Source organism: Komagataeibacter melaceti (assembly GCF_003403295.1).
GTDB classification, from domain to species: Bacteria; Pseudomonadota; Alphaproteobacteria; order Acetobacterales; family Acetobacteraceae; genus Komagataeibacter; species Komagataeibacter melaceti.
The window spans coordinates 1-1180 of the sequence record NZ_QUWV01000237.1; the positions used below are offsets into that span (position 1 = coordinate 1).

The window sequence follows — 1180 nt, forward strand, 5'->3', positions numbered from 1 at the left end:
CATGTGCCCTGCCCATGGCACCCAGTGGGGTGCGGGGGCCGTTTCATGGCGGACGGGGGTTACGCCATGGTTCCGGCCCCCTGGTCCATGTTCCGCTGGCGCGGGGGCACCAGGGTCAGTGGATGTTTGTCTGGCTGTCGGCGCGCGCGCTCAGGGCGCGGTGGCGCACGGTCAGGGGCAGGACCTCACGCAGGATCTTCATCGCCGCCATGCCCGAAAGCCCGGTCTGGGTGGAGAAGCGGTCGATCTCGACCGGCCGGAACAGGGCATGCACCGTGCTTTCCTCGGCCGGTTCGGGGTTATCCTGTTCCTGCCATGCGCGGATGAGCGGGAGCATGCCCACCGCCTCGGCGCGCTGTTCGAGCATGCTGGGGTGGCCGGGTGCGGGCAGGGGGCCGAGAATGTCGTTCAGCACCGACATCGCGCCGGAACGGTCACCCAGCGCGCCGGTCAGGAAATCCCCGATGCGCGTGGTCAGGTCGGATACGTTACGGGTAATCTTCATGTGAGGCTCCGCTAACAGTAACAGGAGCCGGTGCCGGGCCTTTCGTGCCCGGCCGTGCGGCCCTGGTGGCGGGACTACGCCTGTTGTCCTGCACGGTGTCCCGGCATGCAGGTGGCCATGGGCCGTTTCCGGCCCGCATGGCCTGGGTGGGGCGGTCGCGGTGCGGCATGTCCGGCCATGCGCGCCTGTGGTGGCGGGCCGGGATGGCGGCATGCGCGGGCGCGGGTCACCCGGGTCCCACCCCTTGGCGGGCGGCGGTGCGGGGGTTTGTTGCCCCGCCTGTCCGCGCGTCCGGTCAATGGAATGGTAGGGTCACAACGTGCATGCGCGGCCCGGAGTTGTCGCGCCGCGCACGCTGCCCGAACACGTTGGCGTGAGCGTGGGGTTACGCCCCGCTGCGGGTGGCGGGGCCGGGGGGTGTCCTGGCATCGGGGCTGGCGGTGGTGGCGGTGCTGGCCTTCCTTTCATTGGCGCAGGAAAAACATGCGTCCTCCCCGATCCGGCCGGTGCAGCCCGCCAGCGCCAGCCCGGCCATGAGCAGGCCCATCATGGGCAGCAGGGCGGAACGGCGCGGGAGATGGCACGCGGGGCGGGTGGAAGGGGTCGGGCTGGGGGCGGTCTGCACGGGGTCCTCCTGCTGGTGGGATAGGTTCATCCGCCAGCCCACATCATGCA

At 70.7% G+C, this 1180-nt stretch carries 1 protein-coding gene and 1 pseudogene; both read right to left on the reverse strand.

Translation table 11 applies throughout. The features are described 5' to 3' along the window. Nucleotides 1–115: 115 nt before the first annotated feature. The gene (locus DY926_RS16760) at nt 116–505 is read right to left on the reverse strand and encodes a hypothetical protein (RefSeq protein ID WP_116704373.1); all 390 of its coding nucleotides are present in this window, start codon (nt 503–505) and stop codon (nt 116–118) included. Nucleotides 506–890: 385 nt separating this feature from the next. Beyond that, a pseudogene (locus DY926_RS16765) lies at nt 891–1180 on the reverse strand (hypothetical protein); the annotation flags it as partial.